The organism is Amycolatopsis sp. NPDC051372 (assembly GCF_040682095.1).
Classification (GTDB): domain Bacteria; phylum Actinomycetota; class Actinomycetes; order Mycobacteriales; family Pseudonocardiaceae; genus Amycolatopsis.
The window spans coordinates 40321-61645 of record NZ_JBFBAF010000045.1 but is presented as its reverse complement, the minus strand read 5'-3'; the positions used below and the strand labels follow the sequence as shown (position 1 = coordinate 61645).

The window sequence follows — 21325 nt, the reverse complement described above, 5'->3', positions numbered from 1 at the left end:
AGTGGCTGCCGCGGATTCCGCGACGCTGTCGGCGCTGCTCGGCGAATCACCCGAGCCAGGCGACGCGTTCCGCCTGCACGACGCCGTCACGAGCGCGCTCATCACCCTCTCGCACGACCGGCCTGTGGTCGTGGTGCTCGACGACCTGCACTGGGCCGACCCCGCGTCGCTGCGGCTGCTCGACTTCGCGGCGCGCCACACGTGGTTCGAGCGGCTGCTGCTGATCGGCACGTACCGGGACGTCGAGGTCGACGCGCCCGGCCACCCGCTGCACCAGCTCGTGCTGCCGCTCGTCGCGAAGGCCACCACGGTCACGCTCACCGGACTCGACCCCGCGCAGGTCGCCGAGCTGATGGGCCGCACCGCGGGCACGGACCCCGGCGCCGAGCTGGCCGCCGACGTGCACCGCCGCACCGGCGGCAACCCGTTTTTCGTCGAGCAGACCGCGCGGCTCTGGCGCAGCGGCAGCCCCGTCTCGGCCGTCGCGCCGGGCGTGGCCGACGCGTTGCAGCGGCGGCTTTCGCTGCTGCCGGCCCAGGTGGCGGACCTGCTGAGCGACGCCGCCGTGCTCGGCCGGGAGTTCTCGCTGCACCTGCTCGCCGCGGTCGCCGGCGCACCCGTGCCGCAGGTCGACCACCTGCTCGGCCAGGCCGTCGCGACGCGGCTCGTGGTCGCGCTCGGCGAAGGCCGCTTCGCGTTCGCCCACGACCTGGTCCGCGAATCGCGCTACGCCGGCCTCGGTGCCGAAGGGGCGGCCCGCCGGCACGCGGCCGTCGCCGACTCCGACCTGGTCGGTCCCGCCGAACGCGCCCGGCACGCCTACCTGGCGGGCGCCCTCGTCGAGCCGGCCCGCACCGTCGAGCTGCTCTTGGCGGCCGCCCGGGATGCCAGCGCGCGCCTCGCCATCGAGGAGTCCATCGGCCACCTGCGGCGCGCGCTGGAACGCGCACCGACCTTGCGCACGCGTGCGGTCGTCCAGCTGGAACTGGGCACACTGCTCTGGCGCGTCGACGACAAGGACGAGGCCTGGGCGCACTTCGAAGGCGCCGTCGCGAGCGTGCGCGAACTCGACGACGCGGAGCTGCTCGCGCGCGCCGGTCTCACCCTCGCCCGCGTCGACTCGGGCGGCGCGCGCCACGAGCTCGTGTCCGGACTCCTGCTGGAAGCCCACCGCCGCCTGTGCGCGGGCACGCCGGCCGAACAGCTGTCCCTCGACCGCGTCACGCTCGAGCTCACGGCCCGCGCCGCCATGCTCGCCCGCGACGACGAAGACGACCACGCGCTCGCGTTCTCCCTGTGGGCCCGCCACGACGCCATCTGGGGCCCCGGCAGCGGCGCCGAACGCGAACGGCTGACGGACGAACTCGCAGCCGTCGCCCGGCGCACCGGCGACCGCGAGAACGAATACTTCGCGTCGTCGCTGAAATGGGTCGCACTCCTCGAACAGGGCGACCCGCGCTACCTCGACCAATTCCGCTCGTTCCAGGCCCTGACGGAAAACAGTGGCCTGCGCGGAGCCGAACTGGCCGCGAAAATCGACCGCAGCGTCATCTGCGCCCTGCACGGCCGCTTCGCCGACTCGGACGTCGCGTTGCAGCAGGCGCTCGACGCGCACCTCGGCCTGAGCGAACGCGAGTTCGGCTTCATGGGCGACCAGTTGCGCTGGAGCGCCCTGCTGCTGCAAGGTCGCTTCGCCGAGCTGGCCGATTTGCCCGCCCGCATGAGCGACGCGGGGCACTCCCACCCGGGCCTCCTGCGCGCCCTCGCCGCCGCCCACGCCGGCGACGCCGCCGCCACCCGCGAGCTGCTCGCCGAGGCCACCGCCGAAGCCCCGTACTCCCGCGAGTTCACCCCCCTGTGGCTGCGCTGCCAGGCCCAGGCCGCCGCCGTGCTGGGCGACCGCCCGGCCGCCGACCGCCTGCGCGCACGCCCGTGGTCGATCGAAGCCCGCAGCCACCTCGCCACCGCCTACCAGAACCTGGGCGACACCCGCCGCGCGGCGGAACTCTTCGACACCGTCACCGCGGAAGCCACGTCACTGGGCATGCACCACATCCCCACCCGCGTCCGCTCGGCCCGAACAGAACCTTTACCCCTCAACGAGTTCCGCCGCACCGACGCCGTCTGGTGCCTCCGCTACGCCGGCCACGAAACCCGCGTCCCCGACTCCAAAGGCCTGCGCGACCTCCACTTCCTCCTCGGCCGCCCCGGCACCGACGTCCCCGCCGTCCGCCTCCTCGCCCCCGAGGCCGACGTCGCCCCCACCTTCACCGGCACCCCCATCCTCGACGACACGGCCAAAGCCGCCTACCGCCACCGCCTCACCGAACTCGACGCCGCCATCGACCACGCCACCACCCTCGGCGACGACACCCGTGCCGCCACCCTCGACACGGAACGCGCCGCGCTCCTCACCGAGCTGCGCACCTCCTCCGGCCTCGCCGGCCGCACCCGCCGCCTGGGCGACGAATCCGAACGCGCGCGCAAAGCCGTCACCGCCCGCATCCGCGACGCCATCCGCAAACTGGCCGACCTCCACCCCACCCTCGCCGACCACCTCCACGCCACCATCACCACCGGCTCGAGCTGCTCCTACCACCCACCTACCGCCACCACCTGGCGCCTGTGAACCGCAGAGCAACCGGCAACAGACGGCTCACGCCATGGGGCCCCGATGGGGGAAGTGGCCCCACCACATTCTCTCCAGCGCGCCGAGCACTCACTTCCTGTTGTACAACCGCATGGTCCACGTCCCGAACACCAACGTCAGCACTCCAGCCGCGATCAACGTCCACATGATCGCCCCGAAGTCCCAAGCCCCGGCCATCATCGACCGAACCCCGCTCACCAGCTGCGTAATCGGGTTCAACTCGACGAACACCTGCAACCACCCCGGCATCGTCGACGGATCCACATACACGTTGGACAGAAAAGTCAGGGGCATGATCACCATCATGCTCACCCCCATCACCGACTTCTCCGACCTCAGCAGCAGCCCGAACATCGTCCACACCCACGACAACCCGAACGAAAACACCAGCAGCAGCACAACCCCGGCCACCACACCCCCGAAACCACCTGGCGGCCGGAACCCCAGAATCAGCCCCACCACCATGATCACCACGGACGCGATCACATACCGCAACGCATCGCCCAGCAAATACCCCACCATCGCGGATGGACGCCAAATCGGCAGCGTCCTGAACCGGTCGAACACCCCCTTCTCGATATCCGTATTGACAGCCAGCCCCGTGTACATCGTGATCATCACAACACTGGACGCCAAAATCCCCGGCAGGAAGAACTGCAAATACTGCGAAGGAGAACCCGCCAAAGCACCACCGAACAGGTACGTGAACATCAACGTCATCATGATCGGAAACGCCGTGACATCGAACAACTGCTCCGGCACATGCTTGATCTTCAACACAGCGCGCCGGCCAAACGTAATCGACGTCGACAGCGCGCTGGGCCTTGGCGGCCGTTCGACCGCCACCAGCAACGCAGCCAAATCCTCGACCTTCGGCGCCGCCAGCTCGACATCAGCCTCGCGTACAGTCGTCACACCGCCACCTCCTCACTTGCCGGACGATCAGTCAGAGCCAAGAACACCTCATCAAGACTCGGCTGACCCAACGAAAACGTGTCAACAGTGATGCCGGCCCGCGCCAGCTCCGCGAGGGCCCGCGAGGCGCGATCGGCCGAGCCGAGGTGCTCGTCGGCCGACAACCGCGCCGTCAACGCCACCGGATCCGGCTCCAACTGCACCGTCGCTTCAAGCGTCCGCCCCAGCACTTCGGCTGCAGCCTCGCGCTGGCCGGCATCACGCAACCTCAAATGCACGGCCCCGACCCCGACAGAAGCCTTCAACTCCCCTTTCGTCCCCTCCGCGATCACCTTCCCGTGGTCGATCACCGCGATCCGCGACGCCAGCTGATCCGCCTCATCGAGGTACTGAGTAGTCAGCAAAACCGTCGTCCCCTGCGCGACGATCGCCCGCACGATGTCCCACACCTGGTTGCGGCTGCGGGGGTCCAGCCCTGTCGTCGGCTCGTCGAGGAACAACAGGTCCGGCGTGTTGAGAATGCTGGCCGCGATGTCCAACCGCCGCCGCATGCCACCCGAATAGTTCTTCACCTGCCGCGCCGCCGCGTCGATCAACCCGAACGCCTCCAGCAACTGCGCCGCACGCGACCGGGCCGCGGGCTTGCGATGCCCGAGCAGCCGGGCGAGCATCACGAGGTTCTCGGTACCGGTGAGGTCCTCGTCGACCGACGCGTACTGCCCGGTGAGGCTCACGCGGCTGCGCACGGCGTCGGCTTCGCGCACCACGTCCTTGCCGAACACGCGCGCCTCACCGCCGTCGGGCCTGGTCAGCGTCGCCAGCATGCGCACGGCGGTGGTCTTGCCTGCGCCGTTGGGGCCGAGGACGCCGTAGACGGTGCCCGCGGGCACCACGAGATCGATGCCGTCGACCGCCCGGGTCTCCCCGAACACCTTCACGAGCCCGGCGGTCTCGATCGCCGGCTCGGCGGTCGTGCTGCTCATGTCTGTCCTTCCCCGTTCTTGTTCGGCCACAGTCGGTCAGACCCAGTCGATTCACGCGCAGTCGGTTCAAGCGCAGTAGGGCCGCGCCCGCCGCCCGTCGCGCAGAGCGAGCCCCCACCAGACGAGCTCGTCGAGCAACGTCGTCACGGCGTGCGCGTAGCGCTCCGGATCGGGGCGGAAACCACCGTCAGCCACGCGCGCTTCGAGCAGGTCGAGGCACACCGCGTCGCGCAACGTCGCCGTGTGCAGCTCGGTGAACACCCCACGAAGCTGCTCCACCGCGTACCGGCCGGCGGCGCGGTAGCCGTAGGAGACGAACCCGACCGGTTTCGCCCGCCACTCGTCGTACGCGCAGTCGATGGCCTGCTTGAGCGACGCCGGGAAGCTGCGGTTGTACTCGGGCGTGACGACCACGTACGCCTCTGCCGCCGCGATCCGCCGCGCGAACCCGGCCATCGCCGGGGTCGGCCGCGCGGGGTAACACGCCGGGATCGCGAAGTCGGCGAGGTCGACCACGTCGAGGTCCAGCCCGGTGCGCGCACCGGCCCGCTCGACGAACCACCGGCCGACGCCGTCACCCACCCGGCCCTCCCGGGTGCTGGCGACGACCACGGCCACCCGCAGTTTCTCCTGCACACCCTGAAGGCGCCAGATGCGCGCGAGCCGCCGCCAGATTCGATCTGGCGGCGCGCGTCAGGCGTAGAACGGGTGCGGCCGCGGCCGGCCCGACCCACCGCGCGTGCCGCACGTCAAGCACCGTTGAAACGAGCGCCGCGGCGCCGACCAGCATCGCGACGCCGGCGGTGAAGCCCTCCCTGCGTGAACAACGGCTTACCCGTCAGCAGCACCACAGCACGAGGTTCACAGCGCCGACGCCAACGTGCTCCGGCCGGGACCGGTCCCGCGCCGACGGCGCCCGCTGAAACGTTTCATCATCGTGTTAGGCTGGCCACCCCAAGGGCGAGGGGAGGGCCGTGGTCGGCATCAAGGAAGTCGCGAAGCGCGCGGGCGTTTCGATCGGCACTGTGTCCAATGTGGTCAATCGGCCCCACGTCGTCGCGACGGCCACGCGCAACCGGGTGCTGTCGGTCATCCAGGAGCTGGGCTACGTGCGCGACGAGTCCGCGCGGCAGCTGCGCGCCGGGCGATCGCGGATCATGGCGCTGCTCGTGCTCGACCTCGGGAACCCGTTTTTCGTCGACGTCGCCCGCGGGGCTGAGGAAGCCGCACACGCGCAGGGGATCAACATCATCACGTGCAACAGCGGGCAGCGGGTCGAGACCGAGGCGTCGTACCTCGCGATGCTCGCCGAGCAACGCGTGCGCGGTGTGCTGCTGAGCCCGGTCGACACCGCCGGCGACGCCATGCAGGCGTTCCGCCGTAGTGGGATTCCGTACGTGTTCGTGGACCGCAAGGTGCCCGCGGACGAGGCGAGCTCCGTGTCGGTCGACGACGTCGCGGGCGGTGCGCTCGCCGCCCGGCACCTGCTGGAGACCGGGCACCGCCACATCGGGTTCGTGAACGGTCCCACCATCCTCACGCAGTGCCGCGACCGCGACGCCGGCGTGCGCTCCGTGCTCACCGGTTCGGGCGCGCAGCTGTCGGGGGTGGAGGCAATCGGCCTCGACGTCGCGTCGGGCCGCGACGCGGGCGCGCGCCTGCTCGGCATGAGCCCCCGGCCGACGGCCGTCTTCTGCGCCAACGACCTGCTCGCGCTCGGCGTGCTGCAGGCGATGGTCGGTGCCGGCGTGCGCGTGCCGGACGAGATGGCCATCGTCGGCTACGACGACATCGAGTTCGCGGGCGCGGCGGCCGTCCCGCTCACGTCCGTGCGCCAGCCCGCGTTCCGGCTCGGGCGCACGGCCGCCGAGCAGCTGCTCGCGGAGACGGAGGAGAACCCGGCGCCGCGCCGCGAAGAGGTCTTCACGCCGGAGCTGGTGGTGCGGGAGTCGACGCGCGTTCGCCGGTAACTGTTTACACCTGGGTGTACAGAGCGCTATAAACACTTTCGTGGACACCGGCCGCAAACTCATGCCCCGCGCCGAACGCCGCGCGCAGATCCTCGCCGCGGCGCGGACGGCCTTCGCCCGCGACGGCTACGCGGCCACCACGATCGAACTGGTCGCCCGCGAGTCCGGCGTGACGGCGACGATCATCTACCGCCACTTCGCCGGCAAGCCCGACCTGTACCGCGCCGTGCTCGACGACGTCGGCGACCGCCTGCGGATGGCCACGTCGGGCCGCGTCGACCTGGTGCGTGCGGCGGTCGCCGCCGCGGCCTCCGATCCGGACGGCTTCCGGCTGCTGTTCCGCCACGTCGCGCGTGAACCGGAGTTCGACTCGTGGGCGGCCGACTTCCGCTCCCGAAGCTCCCTGGTGGCCGAATCGGCGCTGCCGGCGGAAATCCCCGATCCCTCGCGCCGGGCTTGGGCCGCGACCCTGCTGACCACCCTCTCGGTCGAAACGATCCTCACCTGGCTTGACGCCGACCGCCCCGCTCCCGAGGAGACCGTCGCCACCGCCATCGACGCCGCCTCCGCCGCCCTCATCGCCACGATCGGAGCACCATGACTTACCACGACGTCGGCCGCTTCGACGCCCGTGCCGACACCTACGACAAACCGACCATGCAGGGCTTCTTCGGCGCCGTCCACCGCGCGACGCTCTCCTTCGCCGCCGCTGCCCCGCCCCACTAGGTCCTCGACGTGGGCGCCGGCACCGGCGAGCTCCTCGCCCTGGTCCACACCCGCTTCCCGGATGCCGCTTTGTCCGGCGTGGACCCCGCGTCCCGCATGCTCGCGCGGGCGCGCGAAAAGCCTTTCCCTGCCGCGTTTTCCGTCGGCACCGTGGAATCCCTCCCGTACCCTTCGGAGAACTTCGACCTGGTGCTCTCGACGATGTCGTTCCACCACTGGGCCGACCCCGCCCGGGGCCTCGCGGAAAACCACCGCGTCCTCGCTCCGGGCGGCACCGCCGTCGTGGCCGAACACTTCACTCATGGGTGGCTGCGTTTTGCTTCCCGCGTCCTGCCCCGCCGCAACCGCACGGAGACCGTCTCGGAAGTTGTCGCACTGGCTCGCGACGCCGGCCTCGACTTCGCCGGCCAAGCCACCGTCTTCCGCCTCGCCGGGCTGCCTTTCGTCACCGCTCTGCGGTTGCGCAAGCCACAAGCTCCTGAGTGACAACACAAGAACCGTGTGCGGGCGGGCCACCAGCCGCCGGGAAACAGCCCCCGCCCTCCCTGAGGGGGGTGTCCCCACGTCCATTCTATCGGCCACCCCCGACAAAAACGGGGCCCAAGCCGAAAAGGAGCCGAGCTGTCCACAACTCCGGCCTGCTGTGGACAAACGGCTGAGGGGCAGCACCGAAAACTGCACCGCCCCTCAGAACGCGGGTACCCGAAGCTGTGCCGGGTCGGGGCACCGGCACACCTTCGGGCAGCTATCCCCCCGTACCCAGCCGCATGGCCAGAGCCACCGCGCCGAGCAACGACGCGTCCTGGTCGAACCGGGCCGCCACCAGGTCCGGCGGGAACGGCACCGCGCCCGCCAGCCGGTCGCGCAGGGCCGGCAGCAACACATCGGCCGACCGGACAAGTCCGCCACCCACGGCGATCCGCGAGGGATCGAACGCGATGGCCAGATTGGCCACGTGCATGGACAACTCGTCCAGCGCCGACGTGACCAGTTCCTTCGCCTGCGTGTTCTCCCGGGCGAGCGCGAACAGCGATGCAGCCGTCACCGGGCGGCCCAGCAATTCCGCGGCCCGGCGGCCCAGCCCTCGCCCGCCCACGGCTTCCTCCAGCGGCGCGGAGCCGCTGGCGAAGCCGTCGGTCCCCTGGGGCGCGAGCAGGTTGTAGCCGATCTCGCCCGCGGCCCCGTTGGCGCCGGCCAGCACAACACCGCCGATGAGGACCGCGGCGGCGATGCCGGTGCCGAGGGACAGGAAGACCGCCGGGTCGGCGCCGGCGAGGGTGCCGAACTCCCATTCCGCCAGGGCGGCCGCCTTGGCGTCCGTGCCGGTGGCGATGGGGACGCCGCCGAACTCGGCAGCGACCAGCGAGCGCAGGTGCAGCTGTTCCCACCCGGGCACGTTGGGCGCGAGCAGGATCCGGTCCTCGAGAACGATCCCGGGGCTGACGACACCGACCGAGTCGACGCGCGCGCCCTCGTCCGCCACCAGGGCCTTGGCCCCGGCGAGGGCGCGCGTCACCACCTGCTCGGCCCCCGCCTCGGCGTCGGTGTCCAGCCGGCGCGTGGCCAGCAGGGTTCCGGCGTCGTCGGCGAGCCCCAGCGCCACTTTCGTGCCGCCGAAGTCGATACCCAGGATCACTCGCGAGTCCCCTCGATCGCCGGCGGGCGGACGGCGTGGCCACCGTGGTGGCCGTAGCCGCGGGCGGCGGGCACGACCACGTTGCCGGTGTTGAACCCGTCGACGCTGATCACGGCGGGAGCGCCGTGCAGGTCGGCGGAGCGGTAGGTCACCGTCAGCGTCTGCGACTCGCCGGGCCACAGCGTGATGTCGTTGTCGTCCCACGTCGCCGCGGCGAGCTGGCTGTCGCCGGACGCCACGCCACCCGAAGCGGTGCCCCGGCGGACGTCGGCGCGCAGGAAGAACCCGACGGATGGCGTCTTCGACGTGTTGGTCACCGTCACCGTGGTCGCCGTGTCGGCCCCGTCGGGACCCGCCACGTGCTTCGTCGAGCTCTCGACGCCGATCTGCGCCTTCGGCAGGTCGCGCAGCGCGGACATGTCGCTGTACTGGCTGAGCGTGGCCTGCGGCTCGCCCAGGGTCTTGTTCCAGTCGACGACGTCCTTCTGCGTGGAGAGCCAGTAGACGTTGCGGTCGACGACCTTCCCGCCCTGCGTCACCTGCAGCTCCACGAAGTACACCTGCGCCTTGGCCGGCGCCTTCGTCTCGGCCGGCACCTTCGGCTTGAGCAGACCGGTGACGACACCCTGCGAATTCAGCGACACGTTCTTCGCCGTCTGGTCGTCGAGCACCTTGCCCGCGGTGTCGTAGACCTTGGCCCGCACCGAAACGCCGGCCTGCGTGCCGCCGCCGAGGTTGGCCACGGTCACGGAACCGTTGTCGTAACCGTAGATCGCGTGCAGCGGCGCGTTGGCCTTCTTGGCACCGAAGAACGCGCCCGGCTGGTCACCGTCGTCGTTGTAGAGCGACCACAGCAGCGTCGGCCAGCCCTTGTTCAGCTGCCAGTACACGACACCGGTCGACGGGTTGTCCTTGTCGGTCGAGTGCGCGATGAAGGACTCGAACTGCGAACGGGTGTTCTCGTAGTTCGCGACCTGTGCTGACTCCACATAGGACTCCAGCGAGTCCCACTTGCCGTAGCGCTGGGTGATGGAGTTGTTCAACGTGTACAGCGTGCCGAAGGCGTAACCGCCGTGGTCGGGCTCGAAGTTCGCGTGGTACTGGTTGTACGCCGGGTCCTGCCACAGCTTCGCCTGCTCCTCGGGCGAGAGGAACCGCTTGATGGAGTCCAAAGTGGGCACCGTGTGCCCAGCACTCTGCTCGCTCGCGAAGCCCCACGAGCCACCGGCGTTGGTCCGGCTGGAGTCACCGGAGTCGAAGTGCGACGTGTCGTACCAGTAGGCCGGCGGGACCCAGTCGTACGGGCCTTCCTTCTCGCCCGAGACGCCGAGCGTCGGGGTGCTCTTGTACTCCGCCGAGGCGATCACCGGAACCTGGAAATCGGCTTCGGAGAACGCCTTCAGCGTCTCGGACTCCTGGCGCGCGACCGGCTCGTTGTCGCTCCAGCCGTAGTTGAACACGCTGGGGTGGTTGCGCTCGCGCTGCGCGATCGAGTACGCGGAGTCGTGCATGATCCGGTAGTCGCGATCGGTGAGCTTCGAGGCGTCCTCGGGCTGCCAGGCGTCGCAGCACAGGAAGCCGCCGATCACCAGCAGGCCCGCGCGGTCGGCCTGGTTGTAGAAGTCCTGCGGCATGTCGTGGCCCTCGAGCCGCACGCCGGACAGGCCCATGTTCTTGATCAGCGCGATCTGGTGCGCGGTGTCGGCCTTGTCGTAGCGCAGGAACAGGTCCGGGGCGAAACCGCCGCCGCGGAACACGAAGTCCTTGCCGTTCACCGCAAACAGCCGCGAGCCCTGCGGCAGCGGCGCGGACTTGCCGACGAGCTTCGAGGTCACCGTGCGGATGCCGAAGGTGTCCGAAGAGGACGTGGACACGACGCCGCCCTGGGCCACCGAGGTGTCCAAGGTGTACAGCGGCTGCGCACCCATCGAGTACGGCCACCACACCTGCGGCTTGCGGATCTTCAGCGCGGCGAACTTCGCCGGCGTGAACGTCACCGTCTGCTTGGCGTGTGCCGGGACCTTCACGCTCTGCTTGACCACGATCGGCGCGCCCGACGGCGGGTTCACCGTGGCCGTGACGTCACCGGTCTGCGCCGAGCCGGCGTTGTTGGTGACGTCGACCTTCACCGTCAGCGAGGAGGTGGACAGGTCGGCGGCGTTGTCCTGCACCACGTGGGCGTTGTCGCCGGTGAGCGCGTCGGACAGCTGCAGGGTGGGCGGGTACTGGATGCCGGTGTTGTTGTCCGGCGGGATCTGGCCCCAGTCGACCTGGTCGAGCGTGTACATCGTGAGGGGGTTGTTCGGGTAGACCTTGATCGCCAGCGTGTTCTTGCCCGGCTTCAGCAGCTTGGTCACGTCGAAGGTGTGGCCGGCGAACGCGCCGCTCACCACGTCCTTGCCGCCACCAGCGTGCCGTTGACCCACACGTCGCCCTCGCCGACGATGCCCGGGATCGTGAGCTTGCCGTTCTTGCCCTTGGCGAAGCCGGGGTCGAAGTCCGTGCGGTACCACCACGGGTCGGAGAACGGCTTCGTGGTCACAGGGCCGAGCTTGTCGACGTACCCGAAGCACTTGCGCATGTTGTCGGAGTAGAAGACGTCGGGGCACTTGCCGTTCTGCACCAACGCGTTGATCTCGGTGCCCGGCGCGCCCGCGTCGTCGGACTTGACCGGCAGCCAGCCCTTCGTGGCGTACCCGGGCTGCGAGACGCGGTCACCGCCGTCCTTCACACTCGCGGTGGTGAGCACCTGCCAGCCGGAGGTGCCGATCGTGGACAGTCCCTGCTCTCGCGGAGCGTGGTGCTGGGGCGACGCGGCGGGCGCCTGGGCCGACGCCGTCGCGCTCACCACCCCGGGGACCAGGATCAGCGCGGCGGCCGCCGCGATCCCGGCGACGAGCGGTTTCCTCATGCCTCAAGCCCCTCTTCGGTCGGCTGCTGCTGCGCGAGGACGAACTCCTCGCGGATCTCCTTGGGCCCGAACGGCCACGTCTTCTCCGCCGCCGCGTAGATCAAGAACGCGACGACGCCGAGCACGATCCACGCCACCGAGAGGATGATCGAGAGCGTCGTGGCGGAGATGTAGATGTACACCCAGCCGGCGAGCGCGATGATCGTCGGGATCGGGTAGAGGAACTGGCGGTACGGCCGCTTCAGCGCGGGCTGGCGCCGGCGCATCACCCAGATCGCGGCGACCTGCGCCAGCGACTGGATGATCACGAGCACGGTCACGGCCGCGTTGATCACGTCGGTCAGGGTGAACAGCGAACCGATCGCGGTGATCACGCCCATCGTCAGCACGCCGGCGGTGGGCAGGTTCAGCTTCGGGTGCAGCTTGGCGAACACCGGCAGGAACACCTTGTCGCGCGCGGCTTCGAACGGCACGCGCGAGCCGCCGAGCAAGCCGGCGAAAACCGAGCCGATGGCCGCGATGACGATGAAGACGGTGATCACCTTCGCGGTGACCGTGCCCCACGCCTGCTCCAGCACGGTGGAGGCGACCGACGTCGCGTTCTTCAGCTCGTCGAGCGGGATCGAGCCGAGCACGCCGACCTGCAGCAGGAAGTAGAGCGTCATGATGCCGAGGATCGAAAAGATGATCGACCGCGGGATCGTGCGGCCGGGGTTGCGAACCTCACCACCGAGGTAGGCGGTGGTGTTGTAACCGAGGTAGTCGTAGATGGCGATCACGAGGCCGGCGCCGAGGCCACCCCAGAACGCGCCGCCCGAGCCGAACGCGCCGGGCGTGAAGGCGAACGCCTGGCCGCCGCTGAAGTGTGAGAAGGCCGCGACGATCACGGTCAGCACGGCGAACAGCATGATCACGAACAGCACGGTGGTGAGCTTGCTGATCTGGCCGATGCGGCGGAACAAGGCCAGCACGATCACGGCGATGATCACGATGCCGATGATCTTGCCGAGCGGCGTCACGCCACCGTCGTCGACCACACCCGGGATCAGGTACCCGAGGTACTGGACGAGGCCGATGATGCCCGTGGACATGATCAGCGGGATGAACAGCACGGCGCTCCAGGCGAACAGGAACGGCATCAGCCGCCCGGTGCGGTACTGGAAGGCCTCGCGGAGGTAGATGTAGGTGCCGCCGGCGCCGGGCAGCGCCGCGCCGAGCTCGGCCCACACCAGCCCGTCGGCCAGCGCGATGATGGCGCCGATGATCCAGCCGAACATCGCCTGCGGGCCGCCCATCGTGGCGACCATCGCCGGGATGGTCACGAACGGGCCGATCCCGCACATCTGCGTCATGTTGATCGCGGTCGCCTGCAGCGGCCCGATCTTGCGTTCGAGACCGGTCCGTGGAAGATCCGCCGTTCCGGAACCCCCCGAACGGGTGGGTGAGCTCACGTCGTGCCTCCATCCAATAGTTAGTAAAGCTTCTTAACATAAGATTTGCGGGGTCGGAAGAGCCGCGTTCGTAAAGTTGTGGAAACGGCGAGGGGTGGCGGTGAGCATGGCAGGGCCGCAGGTGGGCACACCGGCGAACATGCGCGAGCTGAACCAGCGGCTGGTGCTGGACCGGTTGCGCACCGGCGGTGAGGCCACTCGGCCCAGGATCGCCGCGGACACAGGGCTTTCGAAGCCGACCGTGGGCCAGGCGCTGCTCGATCTGGAGCAATGCGGATTGGTCCGGGCCACCGGCCACGGCCCGTCGGGGCCGGGGCGCGCCGCCGTCGTCTACCGCGTGGCGCCCGAGGCCGGACACGTGGTGGGCGTGGACATCGGCCGGCGTTCGATCCGCGTAGCTGTCGCTGATCTGGACGGAAGCATCGTCGCGCGGCTCGACGAGCCGAACCGGTGCCGTTCGGGCAGCGCGCTCGTCGGGACGGTCGGCGACGCGGTGGGCCGCGCGGTCGCGGCGGCCGGGCTGGAGCCGGCCGACGTCGTGGCCACCGTGGTCGGCACGCCGGGCATTCCGGACGCGCGCACCGGAACCGTGCACCGGGCGCCGAACCTGCCGGGGTGGGAGCGCAAGGGGCTGCTGCACTCGCTGGCCGACCGGCTGTGCGCGCACGGTTCGGACCTTGTGGTGGAGAACGACGCGAACCTGTGCGCGGTCGGCGAGCACGCATTGGGGGCGGCGCTGGGCGTGGACGTGCTGGTGTGCCTCACGGTGGGCACCGGCATCGGGATGGGCGTGCTGGTCGGAGGGAAGCTGTTCCGGGGCGCCCACGGCGCGGCGGGTGAGATCGCGGACCTGCCCGCGGGCGCCGGTGCTTCCGGGGCGCGTGCTCATCGGCCCGGGCCGATGGAGGACGTCGCTTCGGCGCACGCGATCGTCGCGCGCGCCCGAGCGCTGGGCTTGACCGCTCGAAGCGCCCGGGAGGTCTTCCGGTCGGCCGCGGACGGGGATCCGGCGGCGCTGCGCGTGGTCGAGGAGGAGGCCGCGCACCTGGCACACGTGGTGGCCGCGGTGACCACGGTGCTCGACCCCGGGCTCATCGTGCTGGGCGGCGGCATCGGGAGCAACGCGGCGCTGCTCGCCGGGCCGATGCGACGCGCGCTGGCCGCGACGACGCCGTTCGCCCCGGAGATCGTCGCCGGGCAGCTGGGGTCCGACGCCGTGCTGGCGGGCGCGGTGACCACGGCCCTGGGCACGGCGCGGGAGCTGGTGTTCAAGCGACGCGAACCCCGGCGGACGGCCGCGCAAGCCTGAGCGTCACTTCGCGGCGGCCTCGACGATCGTCAGCAGGTCTTCGAGGTCTTTCGCGAACTCGGCGTCGCAGTCGACGTGGTGCGGCAGCGGGCCGAGGCGGTGGTGGGCGGGCAGGTCGGCAGGGCCGAGCTCGACGCGGCGCGAGCGGGCGAGGCGGGTGCTCGCGGCGAAGCGGCCTTCGACCTCCGAGAGGACGTAGCCGAGGACGAACGTGGACAGTAGGCGTTCCAGGCGCGGGACTTCGGCCTCGGGCACGCCCGCGTCCAGCAGGGCTTGGTAAACGCGTTCGGCCGGGAGGAGGGACTCCTCGCTCGCTGCCGGACGGGTGAACAGCAGACCGGCCACGGCCGGGTGCTCGCGCGCGACCGCCCGCGCTCCCCCGGCCAGTTCACGCAACCGGGTGAAGGGATCGAGGTCCGCGGAGGGCGCAGGCAGCAGGGTGAGCAGGTGGGCGGCGATGCCGTCGAGAAGGTCGTTCTTGCTGCGGAAGTAGCCGTACAGCGCCATGGGCGTGAGGCCGAGCCGGGCGGCGACGCCGCGCATGGACAGAGCGGGCAGACCGCGTTCGGCCGCCAGCTCCCAGGCCGCGCCCACGATCTCGGACCGCCGGGCGGTCTTGAGTCTGCGCACCCCGCGGAGTCTGCACCGTAGACCCGCGGGTCTACGGCGTAGATCACACCGGGGCCACCCGATCGATCACACAACGGAACCCGATCGAGCGATACTGCGCAGCCAGGCCGTGGTCCGCACTGTCCACTGTGGTCACTGGCGCGCGACGATGAACGGGGTTCACCCCGGCGCGCCGCGGAGGCGGTTGCCGAGGGCGATCACCGACCCCATATCGTTGCGCGGCAGCCATTCGGAGGTGGAACGCGAACGTGCCCGAAGTCGACTACTACGCGGTGCTCGGCGTGGGGAAGACGGCGTCGCCCACGGAGATCAAGGCTGCCTACCGCAGGCTGGCGAAGACGCTGCACCCCGACGCGGGCGGCACCGTCGGCACGTTCCAGCTGCTGCGCGAGGCCTACGACACGCTGAGTGATCCCCGCGCTCGCGCTGCGTACGACGCCGGGATCCCGACCGTGCACGCGCGCCCGCCGGCGAAGCCGAAGCGCCGCCGGTTCAGCGAGGAGCCCGGGTTCGTGCCCGAGCCGCTGGACCTGGAGCCGGACGAGCTCGAGTGGTGGGAGTTCGCGGCGCAGGACCCGCGCGTACGCCACGGGCGGCGCCGCGGCCCCGGGCACACGCCGGTGGTCGCGGCCGTCGCCGGGATGGTGCTGGTGCTGGCGCCGCTGGTCCTGGGCGTGGACTTCACGCCGCCGGTGCTCATCGTGTGGCTGGTGCTCACGGCCGGCACGGCACTGCTGGTGCAGCGCCTGGCCCGCGGCTACCTCGCCGCGCGGCGCGCCCGCAGCGAGTTCGCCGCGGAGTTCGGCGGCGGCGCGGTGTTCGGCAGCCCCGGCGTCGAAGCCGACGAGCTCGCCGAACGCCTCACAGCCGACCTCCTCGAGCGCTACCTGACCCGGCTGCCCGCCGCCCGCATCTTCCACGGCCTCGCCTGGCCGGGCTCCGTCTTCGCCGATGTCGACCACGCTGTGCTGTGCGGCAAGCGCCTCGTGCTCATCGAGTCGAAACAATGGCTCCCCGGCCACTACGAAACCGCCGACGACGGCCGCCTGCTCCGCAACGGCCGCCCCTTCCGCGGCGGCGGCTCCCGCCTCGCCGAAAGCCTCGACTCCTACCGCGACCTGCTGCCCGGCATCGCTCTGCGCGGCGCCATGATCGTCTACCCGAGCCACACGGGCGCCATCACCACCACCGACGACGCCGACGGCGCCGACGGCGCTCCGCCCATGACACCGGAACAGTTCCTGCACGAAATCGGCGGCTGGCTGTCGGCAGAACCGTCCACTGTGGACCACAACGCGCTGCGGACGCTGCGGGGGCAGGTCGTGGGGAGTGGTCGGGCCGCCTGACCACGACGTCGGCTGCGGGTGGCGCAGGATCATGTCCGCTCCGCGCCGGGGGCGCGCGGTGATGCACCAAAATTCGCCACCGGGGCGACCCCGCCACCCGCCACGCACGTGCGAAGCAGCAAAGCCCGACCTGACGCCCCACCGACCACGGCAGCGAAACCGCGGCAGCCGGCGACGCCGGTCTGCGCCGGCGACGGCACGGCGCAAACCGAGCAGCCACACCCGGCACGACGCCTCCCGCGCAGCAACGCAACTCGCCACCGCAGCCGGTTCCGCCCGACCCGCGCCGCCCTCAACCCCGCGACTGCGCCTCGTTGGACGCAGCAGCGCAACCCGCCACCGCGCCGGCTCCCGCCGCGCCACCTCTCCCGGCAGACACGAGCCAAGGAGCCAAACGCCGCGCGGCACCATACCGACCACACCGCCGCAACTCGCCGCAGCAGCCGGTTCCGCCGGACCCGCGCCACCCTCAGCCCCCGCGAATGCCCCCGCCGAACTCGCCACGGCAGTCCCCGCCCGACCCCCACCCGACCCACGCCACTCTCAGCCTCCGCCAGCGCCCCAGCCGAACTCGCCACGCCAGTCCCCGCCCGACCCCCACCCGACCCACGCCACCCTCAGGCCCCGCGAATGCCCCGGCCGAACTCGCCACGGCAGTCCCCCGCCCAACCCCCACCGGACCCGGGCCACCCTCAGCCCCCGCCAGCGCCCCAGCCGAACTCGCCACGGCAGTCCCCCGCCATCCCCGCCCGACCTCCGGCGCCCCGCGCACACGCGAGAGGATGGCGGTGTGAACACCGCAGCGACTCTCGGCACGGTGCTGCTCGTCTACGCGCCCGCGGCGGTGACGCCGGGGCCCAACTTCGTGCTCATCGCGCACACCGCGGCGGCCGGGTCGCGCAGGGCGGCGGTGGCCGTGGCGGCGGGGGTGGTGGCGGCGGGCGGGCTGCTGGCCGCGGTCGCCGTGTTCGGGTTGGGGGCATTGCTCGCGGCGACGCCGTGGCTGGCTACCGCGTTGCGGATCGTCTGCGGGCTTTACCTGGCGTGGCTGGGGATCAGGCTCTGGTCGAAAGCGCGAGCACCCGACCGAGAGCCGCTGCCGGAGCGGAGGAGTGCGTTCGGGCAGGGCATGCTGAGCAACGTCACCAACCCCAAGGCCGCCGTGTTCTTCGGGAGCGTGCTGACGGCCACGTTGCCGCCGACGGAACCCACGGCGACGAAGGTGGCGGCGATCGCGCTCATCGTCCTGGCGTCTGCGACGTGGCACCTGTCCGTGGCGCTGCTGTTCTCCTCCCCCGCCACGCAACGCTGGTACGACCGGGCGCGGCCGGTGCTCAACCGGGTCGTCGGGGCGGTGCTCGTCGTGCTCGGGGTCGCGTTGGCTGTGACCGGCTGAGCAGGTCCGTGAAGGGCCCGAAAGCGAACCCTTCACGGACCGAAACCTCAGCCGTGCGAGCGGTTCTTGGCCGCGCGCGCCGAGTTGGTGCAGATCTCGCCGACGTCGATGGTCTGGCCGCGGTCGAGGTACACGTCCGCGATGCCCGCCAGCTTGCCCTTCGCGTTGGTGCAAGTCAGCTGGTAGGCCTCCTTCGGTCCGTAGGTCGGCGGCACCGGCGACGCGAACGACACGCCACCGGTCCAGTCGTCCACCTGCGCCGGGTCGGCCTGGGCGTAGTTCACCAGCACCGCGCGGTAGTCACCGGCGGGCGGGTCGAACAGCACGGCGTGCTCCGAGGTGGTGCCGCCGTTAGCCGAAGACGTCACGGCGTTGCCCGCGGCGTCGTACACGTACAGGTCCCAGTCGGTGTCCGGGTTGGCCCAGTTCACGTCCACGCTGAACTTCCCGTTGTCCACCTTCGGCAACCCGTCGACGTGGAACGTGAAGCTCTCCGACGCCGGGTTGTCCGGGTACGACTCGTTGATCGGCGGCACACCCGCCGGGTTCGACACGGCGTACCCGGCCTGCGCCGGCCCCTGCGGGTCACGCCCGTAGCGGCCCGCGACGTACGGCCGCGTCGACGGGTTCACCGACCACGCGAAGCGGCCGCCCGTCGAGGTGTAGGTGGAGTTGAGGTTGTCGGTCACGTACACGGGCGGCTTGGTGGAGCCGTCCGGCTGCAGCACGGGCGATGTCGGGGTCTGGAACGTCTTGTGCAGCTTGAGCTGGTAGCCCTTCGGCGCCGTGCCGATCAGCGTCGAGTGCGCGGCCGGATCGGCGGTGTTGCGCAGCATCTCCAGCAGCGCACCGCTGTTGCCGCCCTTGCCCGCACCGGTCGACGGGGCCAGGCCCGCGTACTCGGCCACCACACCGACCTCGTACGGCGTGTGGAAGCCCGTACCGCCGATCTCGATCGTGAAGCCCCAGCCGCCGGTGGCCCAGTGCGACCAGTCCTCGGTGGTGCCGGTGGTGTCGTAGAGCGCCCAGCTCGGTTCGTTCGTGTACCCGTTGTGCGCGGCCAGTTTCGCGCCCAGCGCCTGGTACACCGGGTCTTCGAGCGGCGGCCGCACGTCGGCGACGCCCGGCGGACGCAGCACGAGCGCCGCGTTGGTGTGGAAGGTGATCAGGTTCGTCACCTGCCGCGACGACACGACCGAACGGACGTTGCGCGACTCCGGCTCGCTGAACGGCGCCGAACCGCGGAACGTCTCACTGCTCCACGACAGGCCCGCTCCCCCGCCGCCCCAGAAGCCGGCGTAGTTGCGGTTGGGGTCGGTGCCGCGCTGTGCGCCGCCCGGGTTCGCCTTGCAGACGCCGGTGGCGAACTGCGGCGGGGAATCGGCGGCGTTGCAGTTCTTTCTCTTCATTTCATAGTCGAACCTCGTGAAATCCCCACGGGGTTCGGCTTCGCGGGAAATCGAGAAGCCGTCGGGGTTCACGATCGGCACGATGATGTTGCGCGTTTTGCCGACCAGCCCGCGGATCGTGGTGTCGTGGGCGTAGCCGTTGATCAGCTGGTACGCCCATTCCATCGTGGTCTCACCGGCCGGCCATTCGCGCGCGTGGTGCACGCCCATGGTGAAGTCGACGGGCTTGCCGTCGGCGGTGTTCGCGACGTCCGTGGCGATCTCGAGCCCGACGACGTCGCGGCCCTCCCACGTCGGCTCCGGCAGCGTGAACGCCTTGACCAGCTTGGGGTTCTTGCGCGCGAGCTCCTTCATCTCGTACTCGTAGTCGTACAGGTGGCGGTAGCTGGTTCGGCCGGACGGCAGCACCGAGGCGGCCGTCTTCGCGGCGTACTCGCGGTCGGTTTTCGCGTCGCGGATCGACTTCGCCGAGAGGTCCGGCTCGACGACGGTGGATTTCAGCCCGCTCGCAGCGAGCGTGCGGCGGTCGGCGTCGCCGGCGAGCACGACCTCGACGCCGGTCGCATCACCCTTTTCGGTGACGTCGAGGCCGAGTCCGAGGAGCTTGTTCTTGTCCGCACGCGAAGGCGTGTGCACGCGCACCAGCTCGGCGCGCTGGGCCGGCGCGGCGGATCCGGTCGGGGTGCCCTGCGGAGTCAGCGCGAGGAAGTCGACACCCAGCCTCGCCTCCTTCGCGTTGCCCGCGTACCGGCAGCCCTGGATCACGAGCTGCTGGCCCTTCTTGACGAAGCTCTCGGCGAGCTCGTGGCTGCGCAAGGCCGCCGAGGCCGCGACGAGCGCCCCGGTGGCCTTGTCGAACACGGCGAGGTCCCAGTCGCCCTCGGCGCCGGCACCCGGCGTCAGGCGGGCCTGGACCAGGCCGTCGACCGTCGAGGCGACCTCGCGGCGGTCGGTGCCGGGCGCGCCGGCCGGCTGGAGCGCGGCGAAACACGACCGCACGACGGAGCGGTCAGCGTGCACCACGTTCTGCGCGGCCGTGGCCGACGTCGGCAGGGCGACGAACGTCCCCGCCAGGACGCCGGCCGTGGCCAGCAGAACCCATGGTCTCCGCGTTCTCGAAAGTACTCCCGAAACTGCTGAATTCCCCACGAACGGACCTCCCAGGGCCGAGCCGGGGCCGGGACGCTCCGGCAGCGAACGACCATATCGGTGCAAATCGGCCTGGGTAACCTCCGGAAGTACTGGACCAATCGGCTCACAGCGGGCACATGGGCCGGGTGGCTAACCTCGAGAGATGACCGCCCTCGCCGAGGACCGCCGCCCCGCTCTGCTGTCGATCGCCGGCATCGCCGGCATCGCCGCGTTCGCGATCGGCGCCGCGCTGGTCCTGCTCCTGCAGCTGGTGCCGCCCACCGACGAGATCAGCGTGACCAGCCGGACCATCAGCGAGTACGGCCTCTCGGACAACAAGTGGGTGTTCGACCTCGCGGTGGTCCTCGTCGCCGTGGGCTCCGCCGTGACGCTCGCCGTGCTGCGGCTGCAACGGCGGCTGCCCGTGGTTTCCGCCGTGTTCGGTGCACTGTGGACGATCGGCTTGCTCGTGATCGTGGCGTTTCCGAAGACCAACTGGGCCACCGCCACCGGTGGCGCCGCGGGCGGCACGCTGCACCGGGTCGCGAGCGTGGTCGCGTTCGTCTGCCTGCCGCTGGCGATCCTGATGGCCGCGCGGACGACGTTTCCGCGCTCGCCGCGCCGCCGGTTCGCCGCGCGGCTGCTCGCCGCGCTGTCGCTGGGCTGGCTGGCGATCATCCTCGGCGCCGTGGCGGTCGCCGCGGTGAACGACGAACGCTGGTGGCTGCTCATCCCGCTCGGCCTGGTCGAACGCGGGATGGCGCTCACGGAACTGGTCGCGTTGGCGGTGCTGGCGGCACCGGTCCGCGCGAAGAAACCGGCCCGCGTTTCGAGCTGAAGCTCAGTACGCGCTGCCGGCCGG

16 protein-coding genes and 1 pseudogene are annotated in these 21325 nt (G+C 70.8%); 9 read left to right on the top strand and 8 right to left on the bottom strand.

Features of this window, described 5'->3' with window-relative positions; translation table 11 throughout:
* The first annotated feature begins 1 nt into the window (after nt 1).
* Nucleotides 2–2629, top strand: a complete 2628-nt coding sequence (locus tag AB0M56_RS44660) for an AAA family ATPase (protein ID WP_364187992.1) — start codon at nt 2–4, stop codon at nt 2627–2629.
* 90 nt (nt 2630–2719) lie between these two features.
* Here the strand turns inward: AB0M56_RS44660 and AB0M56_RS44655 are convergent, their stop codons facing one another.
* The 3 genes from AB0M56_RS44655 to AB0M56_RS44645 form a co-directional block, all read right to left on the bottom strand.
* A complete protein-coding gene (locus AB0M56_RS44655) occupies nt 2720–3565 on the bottom strand; it encodes an ABC transporter permease (RefSeq protein ID WP_220238866.1) in 846 nt (281 codons plus the stop codon).
* The gene (locus AB0M56_RS44650) at nt 3562–4548 is read right to left on the bottom strand and encodes an ATP-binding cassette domain-containing protein (protein WP_364187990.1); all 987 of its coding nucleotides are present in this window, start codon (nt 4546–4548) and stop codon (nt 3562–3564) included. Before AB0M56_RS44650 ends, AB0M56_RS44655 begins: the two co-directional genes overlap by 4 nt.
* 66 nt (nt 4549–4614) lie before the next feature.
* A complete protein-coding gene (locus AB0M56_RS44645; protein WP_364187987.1) occupies nt 4615–5184 on the bottom strand; it encodes an NAD(P)H-dependent oxidoreductase in 570 nt (189 codons plus the stop codon).
* Nucleotides 5185–5522: 338 nt separating this feature from the next.
* Between AB0M56_RS44645 and AB0M56_RS44640 the strand changes: the two genes are divergently transcribed.
* From AB0M56_RS44640 to AB0M56_RS44625, 4 genes are read left to right on the top strand one after another with little or no spacing between them, the layout of a single operon-like run.
* Complete coding sequence (locus AB0M56_RS44640) at nt 5523–6518, top strand: LacI family DNA-binding transcriptional regulator (RefSeq protein WP_364187984.1); 996 nt, start codon at nt 5523–5525, stop codon at nt 6516–6518.
* Nucleotides 6519–6558: 40 nt separating this feature from the next.
* Nucleotides 6559–7119, top strand: coding sequence for a helix-turn-helix domain-containing protein (locus AB0M56_RS44635; protein WP_364187981.1), 561 nt, complete (start codon nt 6559–6561; stop codon nt 7117–7119).
* Complete coding sequence (locus AB0M56_RS44630) at nt 7116–7244, top strand: hypothetical protein (RefSeq protein ID WP_364187978.1); 129 nt, start codon at nt 7116–7118, stop codon at nt 7242–7244. Before AB0M56_RS44635 ends, AB0M56_RS44630 begins: the two co-directional genes overlap by 4 nt.
* A 9-nt stretch (nt 7245–7253) precedes the next feature.
* A complete protein-coding gene (locus tag AB0M56_RS44625; RefSeq protein WP_364187976.1) occupies nt 7254–7730 on the top strand; it encodes a class I SAM-dependent methyltransferase in 477 nt (158 codons plus the stop codon).
* Between the two features lie 259 nt (nt 7731–7989).
* Here AB0M56_RS44625 and AB0M56_RS44620 read toward each other — a convergent pair whose 3' ends face one another.
* From AB0M56_RS44620 to AB0M56_RS44610, 3 genes and pseudogenes are all read right to left on the bottom strand, one after another.
* Nucleotides 7990–8880, bottom strand: coding sequence for an ROK family protein (locus tag AB0M56_RS44620; RefSeq protein WP_364187973.1), 891 nt, complete (start codon nt 8878–8880; stop codon nt 7990–7992).
* Nucleotides 8877–11791, bottom strand: a pseudogene (locus AB0M56_RS44615) (beta-mannosidase). Before AB0M56_RS44615 ends, AB0M56_RS44620 begins: the two are co-directional and overlap by 4 nt.
* Complete coding sequence (locus AB0M56_RS44610) at nt 11788–13242, bottom strand: APC family permease (RefSeq protein ID WP_364187971.1); 1455 nt, start codon at nt 13240–13242, stop codon at nt 11788–11790. The pseudogene AB0M56_RS44615 and the gene AB0M56_RS44610 overlap by 4 nt, the downstream one beginning before the upstream one ends.
* A 106-nt stretch (nt 13243–13348) precedes the next feature.
* Here AB0M56_RS44610 and AB0M56_RS44605 point away from each other — a divergent pair, with 106 nt between their 5' ends.
* On the top strand, nt 13349–14551 hold the full coding sequence (locus AB0M56_RS44605) for an ROK family protein (RefSeq protein ID WP_364187968.1): 1203 nt from the start codon (nt 13349–13351) through the stop codon (nt 14549–14551).
* A 3-nt stretch (nt 14552–14554) separates the two neighbouring features.
* On the opposite strand, the gene AB0M56_RS44600 is transcribed toward AB0M56_RS44605, so the two are convergent.
* Nucleotides 14555–15181, bottom strand: a complete 627-nt coding sequence (locus tag AB0M56_RS44600; RefSeq protein ID WP_364187965.1) for a TetR/AcrR family transcriptional regulator — start codon at nt 15179–15181, stop codon at nt 14555–14557.
* Nucleotides 15182–15429: 248 nt separating this feature from the next.
* Between AB0M56_RS44600 and AB0M56_RS44595 the strand changes: the two genes are divergently transcribed.
* Nucleotides 15430–16527, top strand: a complete 1098-nt coding sequence (locus AB0M56_RS44595; RefSeq protein ID WP_364187962.1) for a DnaJ domain-containing protein — start codon at nt 15430–15432, stop codon at nt 16525–16527.
* 790 nt (nt 16528–17317) lie between these two features.
* On the top strand, nt 17318–17923 hold the full coding sequence (locus tag AB0M56_RS44590) for a LysE family transporter (protein WP_364187959.1): 606 nt from the start codon (nt 17318–17320) through the stop codon (nt 17921–17923).
* Between the two features lie 47 nt (nt 17924–17970).
* On the opposite strand, the gene AB0M56_RS44585 is transcribed toward AB0M56_RS44590, so the two are convergent.
* Nucleotides 17971–20427 carry a M14 family zinc carboxypeptidase gene (locus AB0M56_RS44585; RefSeq protein WP_364188033.1) on the bottom strand — a complete coding sequence of 819 codons (2457 nt, stop codon included), beginning with the start codon at nt 20425–20427 and terminating at the stop codon, nt 17971–17973.
* Nucleotides 20428–20626: 199 nt separating this feature from the next.
* On the opposite strand from AB0M56_RS44585, the gene AB0M56_RS44580 reads away from it, so the two are divergent.
* On the top strand, nt 20627–21301 hold the full coding sequence (locus AB0M56_RS44580) for a DUF998 domain-containing protein (RefSeq protein WP_364187956.1): 675 nt from the start codon (nt 20627–20629) through the stop codon (nt 21299–21301).
* Nucleotides 21302–21325 lie beyond the last annotated feature (24 nt).